Origin of the sequence: Chromobacterium vaccinii, assembly GCF_000971335.1 — a bacterium.
Classification (GTDB): domain Bacteria; phylum Pseudomonadota; class Gammaproteobacteria; order Burkholderiales; family Chromobacteriaceae; genus Chromobacterium; species Chromobacterium vaccinii.
The window spans coordinates 177,012-196,645 of the sequence record NZ_JZJL01000001.1; the positions used below are offsets into that span (position 1 = coordinate 177,012).

The following is a 19,634-nucleotide window of genomic DNA, read 5'->3' on the forward strand; positions in this document are numbered from 1 at the left end:
CGCCCGCAGCCTATTTCACCCCCAGCCGCTCCATCCGATACCTCAGCGACCGGAAGGTGACGCCCAGTTTTTTCGCGGCCTGGGTACGGTTGTAGCGGGTGCCTTCCAGCGCCTTGACGATGGCCTCTCGCTCGACTCGATCCAGATAATCCTGCAGCGGCTCGTCGCTGCCGAGCTCCGGCGCGTAGTCGGCGCAGGGGGTCAGCTGCAGGTCGGCGCGGGACAGCGAAGGGCCGGCGGCCAAAGCCACCGCCCGCTCCAGTATGTTTTCCAGTTCGCGGAAGTTGCCGGGGTAGGCGTAGTCCAGCAACGCGCGGCGCGCGTCGGCGGACAACTGCGGTGCCGCCGCGCCGCCGAAGCGCTGCAGCAGCCTCTCGGCGAACAGGGGGATGTCGTCGCGCAGCTCGCGCAATGGCGGCATCTTCAGCGGCAGCACATTGAGGCGGTAATACAGGTCCTGGCGGAACTGCCCCGACTCCACCCGCGCCGCCAGATCACGGTGGGTGGCGCAGATGATGCGGACGTCCAAGGCCTCTTCCTGGCTGGCGCCCAGCTTGCGCACGGTCTTTTCCTGGATCGCGCGCAGCAGCTTCACCTGCATCGCCAGCGGCAGCTCGGCCACTTCGTCCAGGAACAGCGTGCCGCCCTGGGCCTGCTGGAAAAAGCCGTCGCGGTCGGCGTCGGCGCCGGTGAACGCGCCCTTGCGGCAGCCGAAGAATTCGCTCTCCATCAGGGTTTCCGGAATCGCGCCGCAGTTGACGGCGACGAAAGGCTTGTCGGCGCGCGCCCCCAGTTCGTGGATCAGCCGCGCCGCCTGTTCCTTGCCGGTGCCGGACTCGCCGCCGATGTACACCGCGGCCTGGCTGCGCGACAGCTTGTCCGCCAGCCGCAGCACGTCCTGGATCGCCGGCGACTCACCGAGCAGCCTTTGCTGCGCGACCGCCTTGGCGACCGGCGTTTCCACCTTCAGCGCGGTCTTCACCAGGCTGCGCAGCTGGGCCAGGCTGACCGGCTTCTGCAGATAGTCGAAAGCGCCGGCCTTCATCGCCCGCACCGCATTGTCGGCGCTGCCGTAGGCGGTGATCACGGCGATGGGCACATCCAGTCCGGACTCGCCGATGTGGTTGACCACCTCCAGACCCTCGCCGTCAGGCAGCCGCATATCGGTCAGCGCCAGATCGAAGCCTCCCCCGTCCAGCGCGGCGCGCGCCTCGGCGACGCTGCCGGCGCATGCCGGGGCGAGGCCCATTTTCAGCAAGGTCAGCTCCAGCAGCTCCCGGATGTCCGGCTCGTCGTCGACGATCAATACGCGCAGTGTCTTAGTCATAGGCCAGGTGACAGATCAGCCGGAAAACGCCGCCGGGCGGGCTGTAGTCCAGCCGCGCGCCGTTGGCCTCGGCCAGCTCGCGAGCGATGTACAACCCCAGGCCGCTGCCGGCGCTTTCCGTGGTGAAAAAGGGTTCGAACAGCCGCGCTTGGTCGGCTTCGGCCACGCCGGGGCCGTCGTCGATCACGCGCAGGATCAGGTGGTTTTCGGCGATGCCGGCCTGCAGCCGCACCGAGCCGGGCCGGCGGCTGCCGTGGCGCCAGGCGTTGGCCAGCAGGTTGCCCAGTATCTGGGCCAGGTGGCCGCGGTCGAAGCTCAGCCGGCAATCGTCGGCCAGCTCGCAGCGCACAGCGCCGGCGGCATCCGGCTGCGACATCGAAAAATGCTCGAGCTGCTGGGCGACGAAGGGCGCGAGTTCTATCGGTTCGCGGCGGACTCGATCGCGCCGGCCCAGCGTCAGCACATCCTCCACCATGCCGTTGATGCGGCGCGCGTTGTCCTGGACGATGCGCAGCAGGCGCTGCCGCGCCGGGTCGGTTTCATCCTCGGCCAGCAGGTCGCCGGCATGGCTGATGGCGGACAGCGGGTTGCGGATCTCATGCGCGATGTTGGCGGTAAGGCGGCCCAGCGCCGCCAGCTTCACCCGCTTGGCTTCCTCCGCCATGTCGGCCATGTCGCGCATGAACAGCACCACGCCGCGCATCTGGCCTTCGGGCACCGGCACCGGCACCAGCCGCCCCACCAACTGTCGGCCGCGCGCGCTGTGCTCGACGAAGGTGGGCAGCGCCGGCGAGCCGTCGTCGCGCCAGCGGCTTACCAGCGGCAACAGCTCGGGCAACAGCTGGCCGCGCTGCAAGCGGTTGAAATAGCGCTCGGCCTGCAAGTTGAACTGGCGCAGGTGGCCGTCCTCGTCCAGCACCACCACCGCGTCGCGCTGGCTTTGCAGGATCAGTTCGTTCAGGTGGTTGAGGTTGGCGATCTCGCCGCCGCGCTGCGCCGCCAGTTCCTCCGACGCCCGCGCCATCCGGCCCAGCCGCCAGGTGGCGATGGCTGTGACGAAGCAGGCGGAAGCCAGCAGCGCGCTGTAGGACAGGTCAAACTGGCGGGCCAAGCCCAGCCAGTGCTCAAAACCGGAATAGCTGAACAGCGCCAGCGTGGCGATGGCGGCGTAGAACAAGGCGTAGCGGCCAGTGGACAACAGACCGGCGGCGGCGAGGTAGGGCAGCAGCAGCAGGCCAAAGCCGCCGTGTATGCCGTCGTTCATCGCCATCAGCCATACCATCATCGCGATGTCGGCGGCGATGGCCAGCGTCAGCTGCAGCGTGTGGCCCAGCTTGCCCTCGCGCAGCGAATACCAGACGCCGATCAGCAACAGGTAGATGCCGGACCAGGCATAGAACTGCCGGCCGCCCTCGATCAGCGACTGGCCGTCGCCGCCGGGCAGCAGCGACAGCGTGAACAGCACCAGCAACAGCAACGCGCGGAAGCCGTTGACGAACAACAAGGCGGCGCGGGGACTGAGCGTTTGCGGCTGGGCTGTCCTGAACATCACATCGGCAGCTCCCGAATCCTGCTCACCCGCCACTTCTTCGGCATCAGCTTGCCTTTCTTGGCGCGCTTGCCGACGAACTCCTCCAGCGCCAGCTTCTCGTCCGCCACCTTGCCGCGGACGGAAGTGGTGGACAGCAGCGCCTTGTCGCCGGCTACCAGGCCGATCGCGGTCAAGGCCGCGCCGTCGTCCAGCGCCATCAGCATCAGGCCGCGGCCCTTGGCCAGCTCCTTCAGCTCGGCGGCCGGGAAAGCCAGCAGACGGTCGCTGTCGCTGGCGGCCACCAGTTGCAACTGTTCCAGCGGCGCGGCAGGCAGTTTCACCGGCTCCAGCACCGTCTCGCCGGCGTCCAGCGTGATGAAGGCCTTGCCGGCCTTCACCCGGCCGGCCATGTCGCCGATCTTGGCGATGAAGCCGTAGCCGCCGCTGCCGGCCACCACGAACTTATCCTCGTCGCGGCCGGAAATCAGCTGCGCCGGCTTGGCGCCGTCCTGAAGGTCCACCAAGGACGCCACCGGCACGCCGTCGCCGCGGCCGGTCGGCACCGTGGCCGGGTCGATGGTGTAGGCGCGGCCGTTGTGGTCGAGCACGATGGCGTTCCACACCGTGCGCGTCTCCACCACCGCTGCCAGCGCGTCGCCATCCTTGAAGCTCAGCGTTTCCAGCTCCACGTTGTGGCCGACGCGGGCGCGGATCCAGCCCTTTTGCGACAGGAGCAGCGTCACCGGCTCGTCGGCGGTGGTCTGGGTCAGCACCGCGCGCTCGGCGGCCTTGATCTCGCTGCGGCGCTTGTCGCCGTACTTGGCGGCGTCGGCCTGGATCTCGTCGCGGATCAGGCGGGTCAGCGCATCCGGGGTGTCCAGAATGTGGCGCAGGCCCTCGCGTTCTTCACGCAGATCGGACAGCTCCTTTTCCAGCTTGAAGCCTTCCAGCCGCGCCAGTTGGCGCAGGCGGATTTCCAGGATGTCCTCGGCCTGGATTTCGGTGAGGCCGAAGGCCTTGATCAGGTCAGGCTTGGGCTCGTCCGACTCGCGGATCACCCGGATCACTTCATCGATGTGGATGAAGGCGATCATCCGGCCTTCCAGGATGTGGATGCGCTTGTCCACCTGGGCCAGGCGGTGCGCCAGCCGGCGGGTGACGGTGGCGCGGCGGAAGTCTATCCACTCGGTGAGAATCGGCTTGAGGCCCTTCTGACCCGGGCGGCCGTCCAGGCCTATCATCACCAGGTTCAGCGAGGCGTTGCCTTCCAGGCTGGTCTGCGCCAACAGGATGTTCATGAATTCGTCCGGGTCCTGGCGGCTGGACTTGGGCTCGAACACCAGCCGCACCGGGCTTTGGCTGTCGGACTCGTCGCGGACGCGGTCCAGCAGGTCCAGCATCAGCTTCTTCAGGTTTTGCTGATCCTGCGACAGCTGCTTTTTGCCGGCCTTCAGCTTGGGGTTGGTCGCTTCCTCGATCTCCGCCAGCACCTTCTGCGCCGACGAGCCGGGCGGCAACTCGGTGACGATGGCGCGCCACTGGCCGCGCGCCAACTTGTCCAGCTCCCACTTGGCGCGCACCCGCACGCTGCCCCTGCCGGTTTCGTAGGCGGACAGGATGTCGGCGGCCGGGGTGATGATCTGGCCGCCGCCGGGGAAGTCGGGGCCGGGCACGTAGCGCATCAGCGCGGCGGTGTCGAGCGTCGGGTCGTCCAGCAGCGCCACGCAGGCGGCGGCGACCTCGGTCAGATTGTGCGGCGGAATTTCCGTCGCCATGCCGACGGCGATGCCGGAGGCCCCGTTGAGCAGCACCATCGGCAGCCTAGCCGGCAGCAGCGACGGCTCTTCGAAGGCGCCGTCGTAATTGGGGATGAAGTCCACCGTGCCCATGTCGATCTCGGACAGCAAGAGCTCGGCGATCGGCGTCAGCCGCGCCTCGGTGTAACGCATCGCCGCCGCGCCGTCGCCGTCGCGGGAGCCGAAGTTGCCCTGGCCGTCGATCAGCGGGTAGCGCAGCGTGAAGTCCTGCGCCATCCGCACCAGCGCCTCGTAGGCCGAGCTGTCGCCGTGCGGGTGGTATTTACCCAGGATTTCGCCGACCACGCGGGCCGACTTCACCGGCTTGGCGCCGTGGGCCAGGCCCATGTCGCGCATCGCGTACAAGATGCGGCGCTGCACCGGCTTCTGGCCGTCGGCCACCTCCGGCAGCGCGCGGCCCTTGACCACGCTCATCGCGTATTCCAGATAGGCGCGCTCGGCGTAGAGGTCGAGCGGAATCCAGTCGCCGCCGACGGCATCCGGCGCGGCGGGCGGCGGCGGCAGGTTATCGCCGGCAGCGTCCGGCTGGGCGAAGAGATCGTGGTCGTTCATATTCTTGATGTTGGTGTCTTGATCTGGATAAGGGCACATGGCCGCGCCGGATGGCATAACATCGGAGCGGTCGTTACCGGAATGAGGGGATTCTACTATGGCAAACAAGATAGCGTGGCACTGCCACGGTTTCGACGGCTTCACGCCGCTCGCGCTGTACCAGGCGCTGCAACTGCGCGACCAGGTGTTCGTGGTGGAGCAGCAGTCGATCTACGGCGACGTGGACGGCGTGGACACCCGCTGCCTGCACCTGTCCGGCCGCGACGACGCCGGCCGGCTGCTCGCCTACGCGCGCCTGATCGCCCCGGGCGAGAAATACCCGGACGCGGCGGCCATCGGCCGGGTGGTGGTGGCGCCGGAAGCGCGCGGCCGGGGCCTGGGCAAGGCGCTGATGGAGCAGGCGGTGGCGCAGTGCCAGAGCCACTTCCCGGACGCGCCCGTCATGCTGTCGGCCCAGGTGGACGCCAGCTCGCTGTACGCGTCATTCGGCTTCCTGCCGGTGTCGGAACCATATGACGACGGCGGGATTCTGCATGTGGACATGAGGCGGGAGTAAGCGCCGCCAGCCATAAAAAACGGACAACCCTCAGGTTGTCCGTTTCGTCTTTCAGCGAAAGATGAAGCAAGCTTACATCTTGTACGCGCCCTTCAGGAAGAAGCTGCGGCCCGTCGGATCGGTGAAACGCGGATCGTAGTTCTGCTGGGTCATTCTTTGCTGATTGCTGTACGGCGGCTCCTGGTCGAACAGGTTCTTGACGCCGGCCGTCACCGTGAATTGCTTGTTCCAGGCGTAGGAAGCGGACAGATTCCAGGTGGAGTAAGGCTTGACCATGTGATTGCTGCCCGCCGAGTTATCGGTAGCGTTCTGGTCGGTGTAGCCGGACTTGTAGTTCTGCGACAGAATCGTGCTCCACTGTCCATACATCCAATTCAGCGTCAGGTTGTGCTGCCAGCGGAAGTTGGGACCTGCGTCCACGTAAGTGCCGACGCTATTGGTGTAATCGCCGCCTTTTTCGTTCTGATACGAATACTTGGCCAAATACGTGCCGTCCAGCGTCAGCATGAAAGTGCCGAACGACGATTTCGGCAGCGTCCAGCTCATGCGCAGGTCGACACCGGAAGCGCTGATGTTCCCCAGGTTGGAAATGTCGTCGATGATGTAATCGTAGTTGCCGTTGGCGTCGCGCACATAGCGGTTGGCATACTTCGACGGGTTATCCAGGATCAGGGTTTCGTCGAGAATATTGATCTGGTCCTTGATCATCGTCCACCACAGATCCGCGCTGGCGGTGAAATCCTTGGTCGGCTCGATCACCATGCCGAACGACAGGGAGGACGACTTTTCCGGGCTCAGGTTCTTGCTGCCGCCGACGCGCTTGTCGCGCTGCATCTTGCTGCAACCGGTGCCATCAGTGCCTGGCAGGGGCACGCCCCCCGGACACGCGGCGTTATCGACGAACTTGGTGCCGGTCAGCTGCAGCTGATTGGGACGATAAATGTCGTACAGCGACGGCGCGCGGAAACCCTTGCTGGCGGAGCCGCGGAACAGCACCTTCGGATCAGGCTGGAACTTGAACGCCACCTTGGGGTTCAACGAGCTCTGAGTGTCGCTGTAATGGTCGTAGCGAGTGGCGAGCTGCAGATCCAGGTTTTTCACCACCGGAATCTCCGCCTCGCCGAAAATGGCGTAGGCGGAACGGCTGCCCATCGAATCCTCTGTCTTGCTCTGACCCGTGCTCAGCGCGTCGCGGGTGATGGCCTTGTTGTAGACCGTGCTCAAGCTTTCACGGCGCACTTCAGCGCCCAATGCCACTCCGACCATGCCGGCGGGCAATTGGAACAACTCGCGGCTGATCTTGGCATCCGCCATGTCGATCGTGGACTTGGCCTCCTTGGTCTGGCCGGAGATTCCCACGGCGCGCCAGGCGGCGAGGTTGCTGCCGTCGAACGGATTCAACGCGCCGCTATCCACCGCGGCCTGCATTCTGGATTTACTGACATAACCCGAGGTCAGCGTCTCTTTCACCAGGTTTTCCGAACGGCCAATGCCAGCCCGGTAATCCCAACCAGCCACCAAGCCTTCCAGGTTCAGCATCAATCGCTGGGTGACGGAGTTGGCCTCGGTTTCGCGATTGCCCAGCGGCACGGTGCGGACATAAAGAAGGTCGCGCTTGGTCGGGTCGGTCGCGTTGGCGCGAGTGATCTCACCGCCGGTTGGCAGCGGCGCGTTTTGCGAGGTGGTGATCGTTTCGGTGCGTGTGTATTGCAGCGACAGCTCATGGTTGTCGCCCAAACGCTTGGTGCCGCGCAGGATGCCGGAAATCTGCTCGACCTCAGGCGACAATGCCGGGTACAGAGAATAGTATTCTTTACAAATCCCACCAATCGGTTGGGAATAAGGCGGCCGACACTTCGCGCTGGTGCCTTTCCAGGTCTTGCTCACGCCGTCCACGTAATTGCCCGGCCAAGCATTCGGGCTGTTGCCGGTATCCGCGGTGATCTTGTTGGAGAAGTCGCGCTGGCTGGCCATGATGGCATCGTGCTTCAGATAGTCGATCGCGCCGTAGACATTGAAGCCGTCTTGCGCCAGATCACCCAGGCCATACGAAGCATTGATGCGCTTTTCATCGCCGCCGCCATGCTGGGGATTGGCGAAACTGCCACCGATATTCAGACCCTTGACGCTTTTTTTGGTGATGAAGTTCATCACGCCGCCGATCGCGTCGGTGCCGTAGATCGCGGACGCGCCGTCAAGCAACACCTCCACCCGGTCGATCACCGACAACGGGATGGCGTTCAGGTCGGCCGAAGTGCCGTCAATGGCCTGGTTGGCCATGCGGCGGCCATCCAGCAATACCAGCGTGTATTGATTGCCCAGCCCGCGCAGGCTAGCGAAAGAGCCGCCGCCAGTGGACGCACCCACCGAGTAGGAGGAGCCTTGAGTGGACTGGTTGGCTGCTATGCTGTTGACCACTTGCTCGACCGTGGTCAAGCCTTGCTTGGCCAGTTCTTCAGTCTTGAGGATGGTGACCGGCAGCGCTTTTTCCTGTTTGATGCTGCGCTTGATGTTGGAGCCGGTAATCGTCACCCGTTCCAGTTGGCTGTCTTCTGCGGCATGCGCGAAGCCGCTGCCCAGCAGGCCGATCGCGGCGATCGCCTGGGCAAGAGTCTTGACTCTCATCTCGTTTCCCTTTGTTCATCACGGTGTCTGCGCTGCGTGGGCGCAAATCTATGCCGTCGTTGTCACATGGTTGCAACACTGCGGCAGGGAATGAAAATGGCATCAAAACATGTCAACGGCAAATTGTTTGCCTTCCGCCTCTCACCAGAAAGAATGGGGAAGCAGCGCCCCCATTTGTTAATCCATTGATGAAAAGTGTGTTTTTCCATTAACACCGCTCGATATTCAGCGCGAAGACTGTGTCAACAAAACAACAAGTTGTCATGATCCCCATTCTCCGCCCAATCATTCCGGTCAGGCAGCCTCATCGGATCATCCAATCCCATGCACGCGTCACGCCTCGCGGGACGGCATCGGCGACTTAGGCTAAAATGTCCTGTTTTCGTCCCGCGGCGTTTCCGCCCATGCATCTGCTTGCCTTCGGACTCAACCATCACACCGCACCGCTGTCGATACGGGAAAAGCTGGCCTTCCCGGCCGAAACCCTGCCGCGCGCGCTGGAAAGTCTGCTGGCTTCGCAAGCGGCGCGGGAGGCGGCCATCGTCTCCACCTGCAACCGCACCGAGATCTACTGCAGCAGCCCGGACCCCCATGCCGCGCTGGACTGGCTGTGCCAGTTCCACGGCCTGAACCGGACCGAGCTGGAGCCCTATCTGTACCGGCTGGAGGCGTCCCAGGCCGCGCGCCACGCCTTCCGCGTCGCGTCGGGGCTGGACTCGATGGTGTTGGGCGAGACGCAGATCCTGGGCCAGTTGAAGGACGCGGTGCGCAGCGCCGAACACGCCGGCACGCTGGGCACGCTGCTGAACGGACTATTCCAGCGCACCTTCGCGGTGGCCAAGGAAGTGCGGTCCAACACCGCGGTCGGTTCCAGCTCGGTATCGATGTCGGCGGCAGCGGTGAAGCTGGCGGAGCAGATCTTTCCATCCATCGCCGAACTGAACGTGCTGTTCGTCGGCGCCGGCGAGATGATCGAACTGGTGGCCACCCACTTCGCCGCGCGCAATCCGTCCTGTATCACCGTGGCCAACCGCACGCTGGAGCGCGGGCAACGGCTGGCCGAGCAGTTCGGCGGCAACGCCGTCACGCTGGCCGAGCTGCCGGAAACGCTGGCGCGCTACGACGTGGTAGTCACCTCCACCGCCAGCCAGTTGCCCATCATCGGCAAGGGCATGGTGGAGCGGGCGATCAAGGCGCGCCGCCATCGGCCGATGTTCATGCTGGACCTCGCCGTGCCGCGCGACGTCGAGCTGGAGGTGGGCAAGCTGGACGACGTGTTCCTGTACAGCGTCGATGACATCGCCGGCATCGTCGAAGTGGGCAAGGAAGCGCGGCAGAGCGCCGCAGAAGAGGCCGAAACCATCATCCAGACGCGGGTGGCGGAGTTCACCGACTGGCTGAAGAAACGAGAAACCGTGCCGCTGATCCGCGCCTTGCGCGACGAGGCCGACCGCGCCCGGCGCCACGCGCTGGAAGGCGCGATGAAGCAACTGGCGCGCGGCGACGCGCCGGAAAAAGTGCTGGAGGCCCTGTCCGTCCAGCTGACCAACAAACTGATGCACCCGCCGACCCAGGCCCTGTCCTCGGGCAGCGGCGCGGAGCATGACGCGCAGGTGCAGACCATCGCGCGGCTTTACCGTTTACATCCGGAGTCGTAATGAAAGCGTCTATCGCGGCCAGGCTCGCCCAGCTGGCCGACCGTCTGGAAGAGGTGACCCACCTGCTTGCCAGCGAAACGGCCACCCAGGACATGGAGGCCTTCCGCAAACTCACCCGCGAACACGCCGAGCTGACGCCGGTGGTGGAAACCTTCGCCGCCTACCGGCAGTGCGAGGGCGACATCGCCGCCGCCGAGGACATGCTGGCCGATCCGGAAATGAAGGAATTCGCCCAGGCGGAAATCGCCGAGGGCAAGGACAGGCTGGAAGCGCTGGACGTCGAGCTGCAGAAACTGCTGCTGCCCAAGGATCCCAACGACGACAAGAACATCTTCCTGGAAATCCGCGCCGGCACCGGCGGCGACGAGGCGGCGCTGTTCGCGGCCGACCTGCTGCGCATGTACACCCGCTACGCCGAGCGCAACCGCTGGCAGGTGGAGATCGTGTCCTCCAGCGAATCCGACCTCGGCGGCTACAAGGAAGCCATCGTCCGCCTGGTGGGCCAGGGCGCGTACTCGCGGCTGAAGTTCGAATCCGGCGGCCACCGCGTGCAGCGCGTGCCGGCCACCGAAACCCAGGGCCGCATCCACACCAGCGCCTGCACGGTGGCGGTGATGGCCGAAGCGGATGAGATCGCCGAAGTGGTGCTGAACCCGGCCGACCTGCGCATCGATACTTTTAGAGCCAGCGGCGCCGGCGGCCAGCACATCAACAAGACCGACTCGGCGGTGCGCATCACCCATATTCCGACGGGGATTGTGGCGGAGTGTCAGGACGGCCGCTCGCAGCACGCCAACAAGGCCAGCGCGATGCAGGTGCTGGCCGCGCGCATCTACGACATCCAGCTGCGCGAAAAGAACCAGAAGGAAGCCGCCGAACGCAAGAGCCTGATCGGCTCCGGCGACCGCTCCGAGCGCATCCGCACCTACAACTATCCGCAAGGCCGCATCACCGACCATCGCATCAACCTGACGCTGTACAAGCTGGACCAGGTGATGGACGGCGACTTGGTCGAACTGACCAGCGCGCTGATCGCCGAACAGCAAGCGGAGCTGCTGGCGGCGCTGGGCGACTGAAACGATTGCCTCGCGCCATCGTCGACGTTAGAATCACCGGCTGAAAAAGACGGGCCGTGCGCGGCCCGTGTCCATCCGGACCGCCGTGCCGGAAGGATTTTTTTCTCCGAAACTTGAGGCCACCTTGCGTGGCCTTTTCTTTTGTCCGGCTACAGCGTGGCCAAATAGGCCAGCAGCGCCTTGATGTCGTCGGCGCTCATCGTCTTCAGGATTTCCTGCATCTCCATCGCCGAATCCGGCTGCGGCGCGTCCGACACCCGCATGCGCCGGGCCAGGTAGTCCGGCAGCTGCCCGGCCAGCCTGGGCGCGGCCGAGCCGCCTTCGCCGCGTTCGCCATGACAGCTGAAACAGGGCGGCGTGCCTACCGCCAGATTGCCCTCGGCGTACAGCTTGCGCCCCGCCGCCGCCAGCCCGGCGTCGACGCCTCGCGCCGCGCCGAGCGCCGGCTTACGGGCGGCGAAAAAGTCGGCCAACTGCCGCAGCGCAGCCTCGTCCTTCAGCACGGCCAGCGCCGCCTGATGGGCGCCGCCGTCGGCGCGCTGATGCAGGCGGAACGCCTGCAGCTGCTGGACGATATAGGCGGCCTGCTGGCCTGCCAGCCGCGGCGCGACCCCCGGGCCTTTGCCATCCACGCCGTGGCAGCTGACGCACAGCTGCCGGGCCAGTTGCGCCGGCTCGGCCCGCGCCGGCGCGCCCGCCAGCCATCCCCATCCAAGCAGCGCGGCGAGTATCCATCGCCTCATGGCCATCTCCATTCCAATGACATGAAGAAGATATAGATCGCTCCGGCCGCCCCTGCTTGCGCGTCTACGGCGGCATTCACCCCGCGCGGGCGCGGTGGAGCCGCATTCCAGCCAGCATCGCCGCCAAAAACAGCAGGCCGGAAGGCAAGCCGCTGCCCGCCAGCACCAGCGCCGGCCCCGGGCAGACGCCGGCCAGCCCCCAGCCCGCGCCGAAGACCAGGCTGCCCAGCAGCAGGCGACGATCCACGCTCCGCGCGGCCGGCAATCGCATTTCATCGCCCAGCAGCGCGCGATCGCGCCGCTTCGCCAGGGCGAACGCCGGCAGCGCCACAACGACGGTGCCCGCCATCACCAGCGCCAGCGACGGGTCCCAGCGGCCCGCCAGATCCAGGAAACCCAGCACCTTGGCCGGGTTGGCCATGCCGGCAACGATCAGGCCGATGCCGAACATCAGCCCGGCCAGACATGCGCTGACAAGCTTCATCTTGTCCTCCTATCCGACCCAGTGCCGCGTCAGCCACACCGCGGCGAAGCCGGCGGCCATGAAGGCCAGCGTCGCCGCCAGCGAACGCGGCGACAGCCGCGCCAAGCCGCACACGCCGTGGCCGCTGGTGCAGCCCGAGCCCAGCCGGCTGCCGTAGCCGACCAGCAAGCCGGCGGCAATCAACAGCCACCACCTGTCGTCCAGCTGGATGGCCGGCGGCGCGGCGAACAGCCGGTACAGCCACGGCGACAACACCAGGCCGGCGACGAAGGCCAGCCGCCAGCCCTTGTCGCCGCCCGGCGCCAGCAAATGGCCGACGATGCCGCTGATGCCGGCCACGCGGCCGTTCAGCAAAATCAGCCAGGCGGCGGCGAGGCCGATCAGCGCGCCGCCGGCCAGGGCGCTCGCCGGCGTGAAATGGCTCCAATCCATCATCGTCATGCCTCCCCGGGACAGAAACGTTGATACAGCGTGGCCAGCACCGCCAAGGCGTCGGCGTCAGCCACCGAGTAATAGATGCGCTTGCCGTCGCGGCGGGTCGCCACCAGGCCCTCCTTGCGCAGCACGCCCAGCTGCTGCGACAAGGTCGGCTGGCGAATGCCAACCGTCTCTTCCAGCTCGCTCACCGACCGCTCCCCCTGGCTGAGCTGGCACAGCAGCAGCAGGCGGTCTTCATTGGCCAGCGCGCGCAGCAGGCCGCAGGCCTGCCCGGCGGCGGCGCGCATGTCGGCGAGATGGGGAGAAGCTTGATTCACGACGGACTCTCTTGCGTAACGGCTTGACTTCAATATATCAATTGATATTATATAAATCAATATACTAATAGCGGTTCGCCGCCCATCTTCACAACAGGGAGTCCTGAGCATGAGCAATGAAGTCAACTACCCGGAATTGACCCACGCCATTTCCAAGCACCTGGCCACGCTGCGCGCCGACGTGCCCGAAGTGATGCAGGGCTTCAACGACATGGCCCGCGCTGCCACCCGCGACGGCGCGCTGGACAAGAAAACCAAGGAGCTGATCGCGCTGGCGCTGGGCGTGGCCGCGCGCTGCGACGGCTGCCTGGGCTTCCACGCCCAGGCATTGGTCAAGCTGGGCGCCAGCAAGACGGAAGTGGAAGAAGCGCTGGCGATGGCCGTCTACATGGGCGGCGGCCCATCGCTGATGTATTCCGCCCACGCTTTGGCCGCCTTCGAGCAGTTCAGCGCCAAGACCGCCTAGTCTCGCACCGTCCGCTGTGGGACAATCGCACGCAGCCGGGCTTTAAGAGCCTGTTCATGATCTTTTTGCGAACAGCGCAGACCAAGCCGGAGACCAGATGAAAGGCGGAGGGCGCAGCCCTTGGTCATTCCAAGGGCTAGCCTGACAACGCTTCAGATGGCCTCCGGCTTGGTCTGCCCTTCGGGGCTGCTTTTTGCCGGTGCATGGCTTTGTCAAACGCTCCTGGCAGTGAATGACACTGCTGCGGTTCGTTTTTCGCGCCCTGCACCGGCAAAGAGCGGCCGCCGCCGGAAAAAGATCATGAACAGGCTCTTGACCCGGCTATGCTTTTTGAACCACCCGCCGGATTTTTCGCATGTCTGCCAGCTCCCTGCGCGTGCTGTCGCTCATCCCGCCGATGACGCAGCTGAACACGCCCTACCCATCCACCGCCTACCTCACCGGCTTCCTGCGCTCGCGCGGCGTGGCGGCGTTCCAGGAAGACCTGGCGCTGGCGCTGGTGCTGCGGCTGTTCTCCAAAGCCGGCCTGGCCACGCTGCGCGAGCACGTGCACCGCATCCCGATGCGCCAGCGCAGCGACTGCATGATGCAGTTCGACATCTCCTACGACCGCTACGCAGCGACGGTGGACGCGGCGATAGGCTTCCTGCAAGGCCGCGACGCCACGCTGTCCTACCGCATCGCCGGCCGCAACTACTTGCCGGAAGGCCCGCGCTTCGCCTCGTTGGACGTGTACGTGGACCCGGACGATCCGGACGGCGGCGATCCGCTGGCCTGGGCCTTCGGCGCGCTGGGCACCCAGGACCGCGCCCGCCACCTGGCCACGCTGTACCTGAACGACATCGCCGACGTGCTGCGCGAAGCGGTGGACCCGCGCTTCGAATTCGTCCGCTACGCCGAATCGCTGGCCTTGTCGCAACCCAGCTTCGAACCGCTGGCGCGCGCGCTGGCGGCGGCGCCGAACTGGGTGGACGACACGCTGGACGCGCTGACCCGCGAGGCGATCGACCGGCACCAGCCGCAACTGGTGCTGATCTCGGTGCCGTTCCCCGGCGCGGTGTACGCGGCCTTTCGCATCGCCCAGACCATCAAGCGCCATTGGCCGGACATCAAGATCTGCCTCGGCGGCGGCTACGCCAACACCGAGCTGCGCGAGCTGGCCGAGCCGCGGGTGTTCGATTACTTCGACTACGTGACGCTGGACGACGGCGAGCGGCCGCTGTTGGCGCTGATGGAACACATCGAGGGCAAACGCGGCGCAAGCCGGCTGGTGCGCACCTTCCTGCGCCAGGACGGCGCGGTGCGCTATGTGAACATGCAGGAAGCCGATGTGCCGTTCTCCGAAGTGGGCACGCCCACCTGGGACGGCCTGCCGATAGACCGCTACCTGTCGCTGCTGGACATGCTGAACCCGATGCACCGGCTGTGGAGCGATGGCCGCTGGAACAAGCTGACCATCGCCCACGGCTGTTACTGGAAGAAATGCAGCTTCTGCGACGTGACGCTGGATTACATCTCGCGCTACGAGACCGCGTCGGCCGAACTGCTGGTGGACCGCATCGAGGCCATCATCGCCGAAACCGGCCAGACCGGCTTCCACTTCGTCGACGAGGCCGCGCCGCCCAAGATGCTGAAAGCGCTGGCCGAGGAACTGCTGCGGCGCAAGGTGTCCATCTCCTGGTGGGGCAATATCCGCTTCGAGAAATCGTTCACGCCGGAGTTGGCCCTGCTGCTGGCCGAATCCGGCTGCATCGCCATCTCCGGCGGCCTGGAAGTGGCGTCGGACCGCTTGCTCAAGCTGATGAAGAAGGGCGTGTCGGTGGAGCAGGTGGCCCGCGTCACCCACGGCTTCGCCGAAGCCGGCGTGCTGGTGCACGCCTACCTGATGTACGGCTTCCCGACACAGACGGTGCAGGACACGGTGGACGCGCTGGAATACGTGCGCCAGCTGTTCGACAACGGCTGCATCCAGTCCGGCTTCTTCCACCGCTTCGCCTGCACCGTGCATTCGCCGGTGGGACAGAACCCGGAAGAATACGGCGTCAAGCTGGTGCCGCTGCCGAAAGGCGATTTCGCCAAGAACGACGTCGGCTTCATCGACCCCACCGGCACCGACCACGAGCTGATGGGCAAGGGGCTGAACAAGGCGCTGTACAACTTCATGCACGGCATCGGCCTGGACGGCGACGTGCGCGGCTGGTTCGACGCGCGGGTGCCCAAACCCAAAGTGCCGCGCCACTTCATCGAGAGCGCGCTGTATCAGTGAGCCGGCGCTCCCCAAGCGCCGTCGGCCGTGACAAAATGGCGGATTGAGATTCCGCCGCGAGCAATGCCATGGCCCTGAAATACCACGTGATCCCGGTCACCCCGTTCGCCCAGAACTGCAGCGTGCTGTGGTGCGACGCCAGCCGCAAGGCCGCCGTCGTCGACGCAGGCGGCGACATCGACCGCATCCAGGCCTGGGTGGACAGCCAGGGCCTGACGGTGGAAAAGCTGCTGCTGACCCACGGCCACATCGACCACGCCGGCGGCGCCGCCGTTCTCGCCGACCGGCTGGGCGTGGAGATAGAAGGGCCGCAGCGCGCGGAAAGCTTCTGGCTGGACCAGCTGCCCACCCAGGGCCAGATGTTCGGCTTCCCCCGCAGCGAGCCGCTGACGCCGCAGCGCTGGCTGGAAGAGGGCGACGCCGTCACCGTCGGCGAGGAAACCTTGAATGTGATCCACTGCCCGGGCCACACCCCCGGCCACGTGGTGTTCCACAGCCCGGCGGCCAAGGTGCTGGTGGCCGGCGACGTGCTGTTCCAGGGCTCGATCGGCCGCACCGACTTTCCGATGGGCAACCACCAGCAGCTGGTAGACGCGATCCAGCAAAAGCTGTTCATCCTGCCCGACGACACCGTGGTCATCCCCGGCCACGGCCCGTTCACCACCATAGGCGCGGAGAAGCGCGGCAATCCCTACGTCGCCAATCCGCGCTACCGCTGATGCCGCCCGAATTCGCCCGCCGCGTGCTGGCGCTGCTGGCCGAAGTGCCGCCCGGCCGCGTCACCACCTACGGCACGCTGGCCGAGCTGGCCGGCTACCCGCGCCACTCGCGGCACGTCGGCCATCTGCTCGGCAACCTGCCCGAGGGCGTCGCCGCGCCCTGGTACCGGGTGCTGGGCGCCGGCGGCAGGCTGTCGCGCCCGGGCAGCCACCATGCCGACTGGCAACGGCTGCAGCTGGAGGAGGAAGGGGTGGAATTCAATGCCAACGGCAAGGTGGACCTGAGGATTTTCGGCTGGCCCGACCCGATGGTTTGACCTGAAACAAGCCAGAAACCGGCGCGCGCTCAGATACTTATCTCCACGTAGAGATATTTCCATGTGGCATTATGGCAACAGAATGTAACTCTTATGTCATTTTGTTACAACAGCTCAACGTTTCTTTGCAGAAAAGCGACAGACAGATGACAAATTGTTTGCATACGTCCGGTTCTAAGTCTAATCTGCGCGCGCTCGCCGACGCCTTGTCGGATGCTTACTACACGAAAATAGTCTGGTGAAACAATGAATACTCGCAAGTCGCTGCTGGCCCTGTCCTTGTTGGCCGCCTCCACACTGGCTCACGCCGGTGGTGAATACTCTTTCGCAAACGTCAGCGCCAACTGGCTGGACTGGTCGGATCGCACCACCCAACAATCCGGCAAACAAGATTTTGGTTACCTGGAAGCCGAAGGCGGCCTGGGCGCCAAGTGGGGCGAACTGTACGGCTTCTTCGACATCGAGAATCCGGGCAAGGGCAATGGCAATACCGAGGGCCGCGACCGCCGTTTCACCACCAAAGTAGTCGGCCGTTACAACTTGGCTGAAGTCGGCGGCGTGCCGGTGCAGCTGTACGGCCACATCTACGACACCCGTGGCAACGGCCCCGCCGATCGCCACTTCTTCACTCAAAACCGCGTACTGGGCCTGGGCACCGACCTGAGCTTCGGCGCATTGAGCATCAAGCCGTTCTTCGGTGTCCACAACCAAATGGATGCCTTGATGCCTGCTGGCTCCGCATCCGGCTACAACGGCTTCATGACCGGTTATGTGATGCTGTACCCGTTCCAGGCTTTCGGCCAGAACCTGATGATCACCCAGTGGCATGAAACCGAGTTCAACCGCCAGGACAAGTTCATCGGCGCGTACAAAGCCGGCGACCGTCCGCGCGTAGGCCAAAACGGCGCCATCGCGCTGTGGTGGACCCCGGTCAAGGAAGTGACTACCGGCATCCAGTACCGCTACGCCGACCAGAAGCTGGGCAGCACCGCGTACCAGAACGCCGTGATCTACTCGATCAAGTACAACATCAAGTAATTGATGGACTTTCCCGTCCCCGGACGGGCCGGCGGCTTAGTCCGCCGCTTGCACGCCCCCGCCTCGCGGGGGTTTTGTTTTTCTAGCCGCCGTAGCATTCCACCCGGTTGCGGCCGGCCGCCTTGGCGCGGTACAACGTTTCGTCGGCCTGCTGCACCAGGCTGGTGGCGTCTTCGGCGCTGGCCAGCGAGCTGACGCCGACGCTGAAAGTCTGGCGGAAGGTCCGCTCGCCCACCTGCTGCTCCAGCCGGCAGAAATCCTGCCGCAATGTTTCCAGCATCCTGCACGCCTTGTCCGCCGGCGTGCCCGCCAGCACGATGGCGAACTCTTCGCCACCGTAGCGGCCCACCAGGTCGGTGCGCCGCAGCCTCTCCTTCAGGAAACGCGCCAGGTTGAGCAGCACCTCGTCGCCGACCTGATGGCCGTAGTTGTCGTTCACCTGCTTGAAATAGTCGAGATCCAGCATCGCCAGCGACAGCGGCTGCCCGGCGCGGCGGGCGCGCTCGACGGCGCTGTCCAGCTGGCCGTGCAGATGGGAGTGGTTGAGCAGGCCGGTCAGGCTGTCGTTGACGATGTAGGAACGCAGCTTGCGGTAGCGGCGCGCGCGGTTCACCACCGTCACCACCAGTTCTTCCGGCGCCACCGGCTTGGTCAGGAAGCCGTCTATGCCCAGCGTCAGCGCGTCCAGCTGCACCGTCTGGCGCTTTTCCACCGACAGGAAGACGATGGGAATGCCGTCCAGCAGCCGTTGCTGGCGTATCACCTTGGCCAGCTCGATGCCGTTGCACTGCGGCATGTACATGTCCATCAGGATCAGGTCCGGGTTGAACTGCTGGATACGCTCCGGCACCCGCTCCGGATTGGTCTCGCTGGCGGCCTCCACCCCGTGCGCCGCCAGCACGCGCGAGTACAGCCCCGCCAGCGACGCCATGTCCTCCACGATCAGCACCCGCAGCGGATCGCGCCGCTCGCCGATGTCGCCGAAGCTGAGCAGATCCACCAGCTGGTTGACCTGCAGCGGCCAGTCGAGAAACCCACAGGCCCCCATCCGCACCGCCTCCAACCGGGCCGGGAAGTCCCGCCGCGGCGAGGTGATCACCAGCGGGCAGCTGCTACTGATCGCCGACGCCAGCTGGCGGATGGGATCGTTGTCGGTGAAGTCGGCGAACGCCACCACCGCGGCCGGCGCCTGCCGCTGCAGCGCCTTGGCCAGCTTGGCCGCCTGCGACATCACCGTCACCTCGAAGCCGAAGCAGGCCAGCTGGCGCTGCAGCCTGCCATCGTCCAGGCCGGCCGGCAGCCACATGTACAGCGTGGCGTCCTCCGCGCCCGGCTGCAGCAGTCCGTCCAGGCTGCCCAGGTTCTGCTGGCGCTCCATCAGCCCCAGCTGGCAGACCACGCCCAGGTGATGGCGCAGCTGGCCGTAGCGCACCCGTTCCGACGGCGCCGCCTCCGGCTGCTGCAGCCACTGCTCCAGCAGCGCGGCCAACGCGCGCGCCTCCTTGGCCAGCTCGAGCAAGCTGATGGCGCGCACCAGGTTTTCCATCCGCGTCACCAGCGACAGTAGATGCGCGGCCAGCGGCCGCTCCCAGCGCGACACCAGCATATAGCCGATGCGGTCGATTTCCCGCGCCAGATGGATGCGCTGGCCCGGATGGATGGATGCAGCCTGTTTCATCGGGCGATGGTTCCGTTTTCTGTTGG

The 19,634-nt window shown here is 65.6% G+C and carries 17 protein-coding genes; 8 read left to right on the forward strand and 9 right to left on the reverse strand.

Annotation, left to right across the window (positions count from 1 at the left end; all coding sequences use genetic code 11):
* Positions 1 to 10: 10 nt before the first annotated feature.
* The 3 genes from VL52_RS00770 to parC are packed head-to-tail and all read right to left on the reverse strand — an operon-like array spanning position 11 to position 5,227.
* Positions 11 to 1,327, reverse strand: a complete 1,317-nt coding sequence (locus VL52_RS00770; RefSeq protein ID WP_046155274.1) for a sigma-54-dependent transcriptional regulator — start codon at positions 1,325 to 1,327, stop codon at positions 11 to 13.
* Complete coding sequence (locus VL52_RS00775) at positions 1,320 to 2,876, reverse strand: two-component system sensor histidine kinase NtrB (RefSeq protein ID WP_046155275.1); 1,557 nt, start codon at positions 2,874 to 2,876, stop codon at positions 1,320 to 1,322. The genes VL52_RS00770 and VL52_RS00775 overlap by 8 nt, the downstream gene beginning before the upstream one ends.
* Positions 2,876 to 5,227: a DNA topoisomerase IV subunit A gene (gene parC, locus VL52_RS00780; RefSeq protein WP_046155321.1), complete on the reverse strand. Its 2,352-nt coding sequence runs from the start codon at positions 5,225 to 5,227 to the stop codon at positions 2,876 to 2,878. Before parC ends, VL52_RS00775 begins: the two co-directional genes overlap by 1 nt.
* A gap of 97 nt (positions 5,228 to 5,324) precedes the next feature.
* On the opposite strand from parC, the gene VL52_RS00785 reads away from it, so the two are divergent.
* The gene (locus VL52_RS00785) at positions 5,325 to 5,783 is read left to right on the forward strand and encodes a GNAT family N-acetyltransferase (RefSeq protein WP_046155276.1); all 459 of its coding nucleotides are present in this window, start codon (positions 5,325 to 5,327) and stop codon (positions 5,781 to 5,783) included.
* A 72-nt stretch (positions 5,784 to 5,855) separates the two neighbouring features.
* On the opposite strand, the gene VL52_RS00790 is transcribed toward VL52_RS00785, so the two are convergent.
* A complete protein-coding gene (locus VL52_RS00790; protein WP_046155277.1) occupies positions 5,856 to 8,408 on the reverse strand; it encodes a TonB-dependent receptor in 2,553 nt (850 codons plus the stop codon).
* A 404-nt stretch (positions 8,409 to 8,812) separates the two neighbouring features.
* Between VL52_RS00790 and hemA the strand changes: the two genes are divergently transcribed.
* Both hemA and prfA read left to right on the forward strand, forming a co-directional pair.
* Positions 8,813 to 10,066 (forward strand): glutamyl-tRNA reductase, encoded by a 1,254-nt coding sequence (gene hemA, locus VL52_RS00795; RefSeq protein WP_021478851.1) that lies wholly within the window; start codon positions 8,813 to 8,815, stop codon positions 10,064 to 10,066.
* The gene (gene prfA / locus VL52_RS00800; protein WP_046155278.1) at positions 10,066 to 11,142 is read left to right on the forward strand and encodes a peptide chain release factor 1; all 1,077 of its coding nucleotides are present in this window, start codon (positions 10,066 to 10,068) and stop codon (positions 11,140 to 11,142) included. The genes hemA and prfA overlap by 1 nt, the downstream gene beginning before the upstream one ends.
* 149 nt (positions 11,143 to 11,291) lie before the next feature.
* On the opposite strand, the gene VL52_RS00805 is transcribed toward prfA, so the two are convergent.
* The 4 genes from VL52_RS00805 to VL52_RS00820 all read right to left on the reverse strand — a co-directional run bounded on the left by VL52_RS00805 (position 11,292) and on the right by VL52_RS00820 (position 13,124).
* Entirely contained in the window at positions 11,292 to 11,885 is a 594-nt protein-coding gene (locus VL52_RS00805; protein WP_160298901.1) for a c-type cytochrome, read from the reverse strand.
* A gap of 76 nt (positions 11,886 to 11,961) precedes the next feature.
* Positions 11,962 to 12,369 (reverse strand): DUF6691 family protein, encoded by a 408-nt coding sequence (locus VL52_RS00810; protein WP_046155279.1) that lies wholly within the window; start codon positions 12,367 to 12,369, stop codon positions 11,962 to 11,964.
* Between the two features lie 9 nt (positions 12,370 to 12,378).
* Positions 12,379 to 12,804 (reverse strand): YeeE/YedE family protein, encoded by a 426-nt coding sequence (locus VL52_RS00815; protein WP_200895935.1) that lies wholly within the window; start codon positions 12,802 to 12,804, stop codon positions 12,379 to 12,381.
* A 2-nt stretch (positions 12,805 to 12,806) separates the two neighbouring features.
* The gene (locus tag VL52_RS00820) at positions 12,807 to 13,124 is read right to left on the reverse strand and encodes an ArsR/SmtB family transcription factor (RefSeq protein ID WP_268753672.1); all 318 of its coding nucleotides are present in this window, start codon (positions 13,122 to 13,124) and stop codon (positions 12,807 to 12,809) included.
* A gap of 109 nt (positions 13,125 to 13,233) precedes the next feature.
* Between VL52_RS00820 and VL52_RS00825 the strand changes: the two genes are divergently transcribed.
* The 5 genes from VL52_RS00825 to VL52_RS00845 all read left to right on the forward strand — a co-directional run bounded on the left by VL52_RS00825 (position 13,234) and on the right by VL52_RS00845 (position 17,930).
* Entirely contained in the window at positions 13,234 to 13,590 is a 357-nt protein-coding gene (locus tag VL52_RS00825; RefSeq protein ID WP_011133640.1) for a carboxymuconolactone decarboxylase family protein, read from the forward strand.
* A gap of 355 nt (positions 13,591 to 13,945) precedes the next feature.
* Positions 13,946 to 15,856 (forward strand): B12-binding domain-containing radical SAM protein, encoded by a 1,911-nt coding sequence (locus VL52_RS00830; RefSeq protein WP_046155282.1) that lies wholly within the window; start codon positions 13,946 to 13,948, stop codon positions 15,854 to 15,856.
* A 68-nt stretch (positions 15,857 to 15,924) separates the two neighbouring features.
* A complete protein-coding gene (locus VL52_RS00835; protein ID WP_046155283.1) occupies positions 15,925 to 16,575 on the forward strand; it encodes an MBL fold metallo-hydrolase in 651 nt (216 codons plus the stop codon).
* Complete coding sequence (locus VL52_RS00840) at positions 16,575 to 16,892, forward strand: MGMT family protein (protein WP_046155284.1); 318 nt, start codon at positions 16,575 to 16,577, stop codon at positions 16,890 to 16,892. Before VL52_RS00835 ends, VL52_RS00840 begins: the two co-directional genes overlap by 1 nt.
* Positions 16,893 to 17,138: 246 nt before the next feature.
* Entirely contained in the window at positions 17,139 to 17,930 is a 792-nt protein-coding gene (locus tag VL52_RS00845) for a nucleoside-specific channel-forming Tsx family protein (protein WP_046155285.1), read from the forward strand.
* Positions 17,931 to 18,012: 82 nt separating this feature from the next.
* On the opposite strand, the gene VL52_RS00850 is transcribed toward VL52_RS00845, so the two are convergent.
* Positions 18,013 to 19,608 (reverse strand): GGDEF domain-containing protein, encoded by a 1,596-nt coding sequence (locus VL52_RS00850; RefSeq protein ID WP_235429164.1) that lies wholly within the window; start codon positions 19,606 to 19,608, stop codon positions 18,013 to 18,015.
* Between the last annotated feature and the right edge of the window lie 26 nt (positions 19,609 to 19,634).

Excerpts from the sequence above, each read along its gene's own strand:
- VL52_RS00830 (WP_046155282.1), top strand. The coding sequence starts at position 13,946 with ATGTCTGCCAGCTCCCTGCGCGTGCTGTCGCTCATCCCGCCGATGACG.
- VL52_RS00845 (WP_046155285.1), top strand. The coding sequence starts at position 17,139 with ATGAATACTCGCAAGTCGCTGCTGGCCCTGTCCTTGTTGGCCGCCTCC.
- hemA (WP_021478851.1), top strand. The coding sequence starts at position 8,813 with ATGCATCTGCTTGCCTTCGGACTCAACCATCACACCGCACCGCTGTCG.
- VL52_RS00840 (WP_046155284.1), top strand. The coding sequence starts at position 16,575 with ATGCCGCCCGAATTCGCCCGCCGCGTGCTGGCGCTGCTGGCCGAAGTG.
- VL52_RS00770 (WP_046155274.1), bottom strand. The coding sequence starts at position 1,327 with ATGACTAAGACACTGCGCGTATTGATCGTCGACGACGAGCCGGACATC.
- VL52_RS00785 (WP_046155276.1), top strand. The coding sequence starts at position 5,325 with ATGGCAAACAAGATAGCGTGGCACTGCCACGGTTTCGACGGCTTCACG.
- VL52_RS00775 (WP_046155275.1), bottom strand. The coding sequence starts at position 2,876 with ATGTTCAGGACAGCCCAGCCGCAAACGCTCAGTCCCCGCGCCGCCTTG.
- prfA (WP_046155278.1), top strand. The coding sequence starts at position 10,066 with ATGAAAGCGTCTATCGCGGCCAGGCTCGCCCAGCTGGCCGACCGTCTG.
- VL52_RS00790 (WP_046155277.1), bottom strand. The coding sequence starts at position 8,408 with ATGAGAGTCAAGACTCTTGCCCAGGCGATCGCCGCGATCGGCCTGCTG.
- VL52_RS00815 (WP_200895935.1), bottom strand. The coding sequence starts at position 12,804 with ATGATGGATTGGAGCCATTTCACGCCGGCGAGCGCCCTGGCCGGCGGC.
- VL52_RS00810 (WP_046155279.1), bottom strand. The coding sequence starts at position 12,369 with ATGAAGCTTGTCAGCGCATGTCTGGCCGGGCTGATGTTCGGCATCGGC.
- parC (WP_046155321.1), bottom strand. The coding sequence starts at position 5,227 with ATGAACGACCACGATCTCTTCGCCCAGCCGGACGCTGCCGGCGATAAC.
- VL52_RS00850 (WP_235429164.1), bottom strand. The coding sequence starts at position 19,608 with ATGAAACAGGCTGCATCCATCCATCCGGGCCAGCGCATCCATCTGGCG.
- VL52_RS00805 (WP_160298901.1), bottom strand. The coding sequence starts at position 11,885 with ATGAGGCGATGGATACTCGCCGCGCTGCTTGGATGGGGATGGCTGGCG.
- VL52_RS00835 (WP_046155283.1), top strand. The coding sequence starts at position 15,925 with ATGGCCCTGAAATACCACGTGATCCCGGTCACCCCGTTCGCCCAGAAC.
- VL52_RS00825 (WP_011133640.1), top strand. The coding sequence starts at position 13,234 with ATGAGCAATGAAGTCAACTACCCGGAATTGACCCACGCCATTTCCAAG.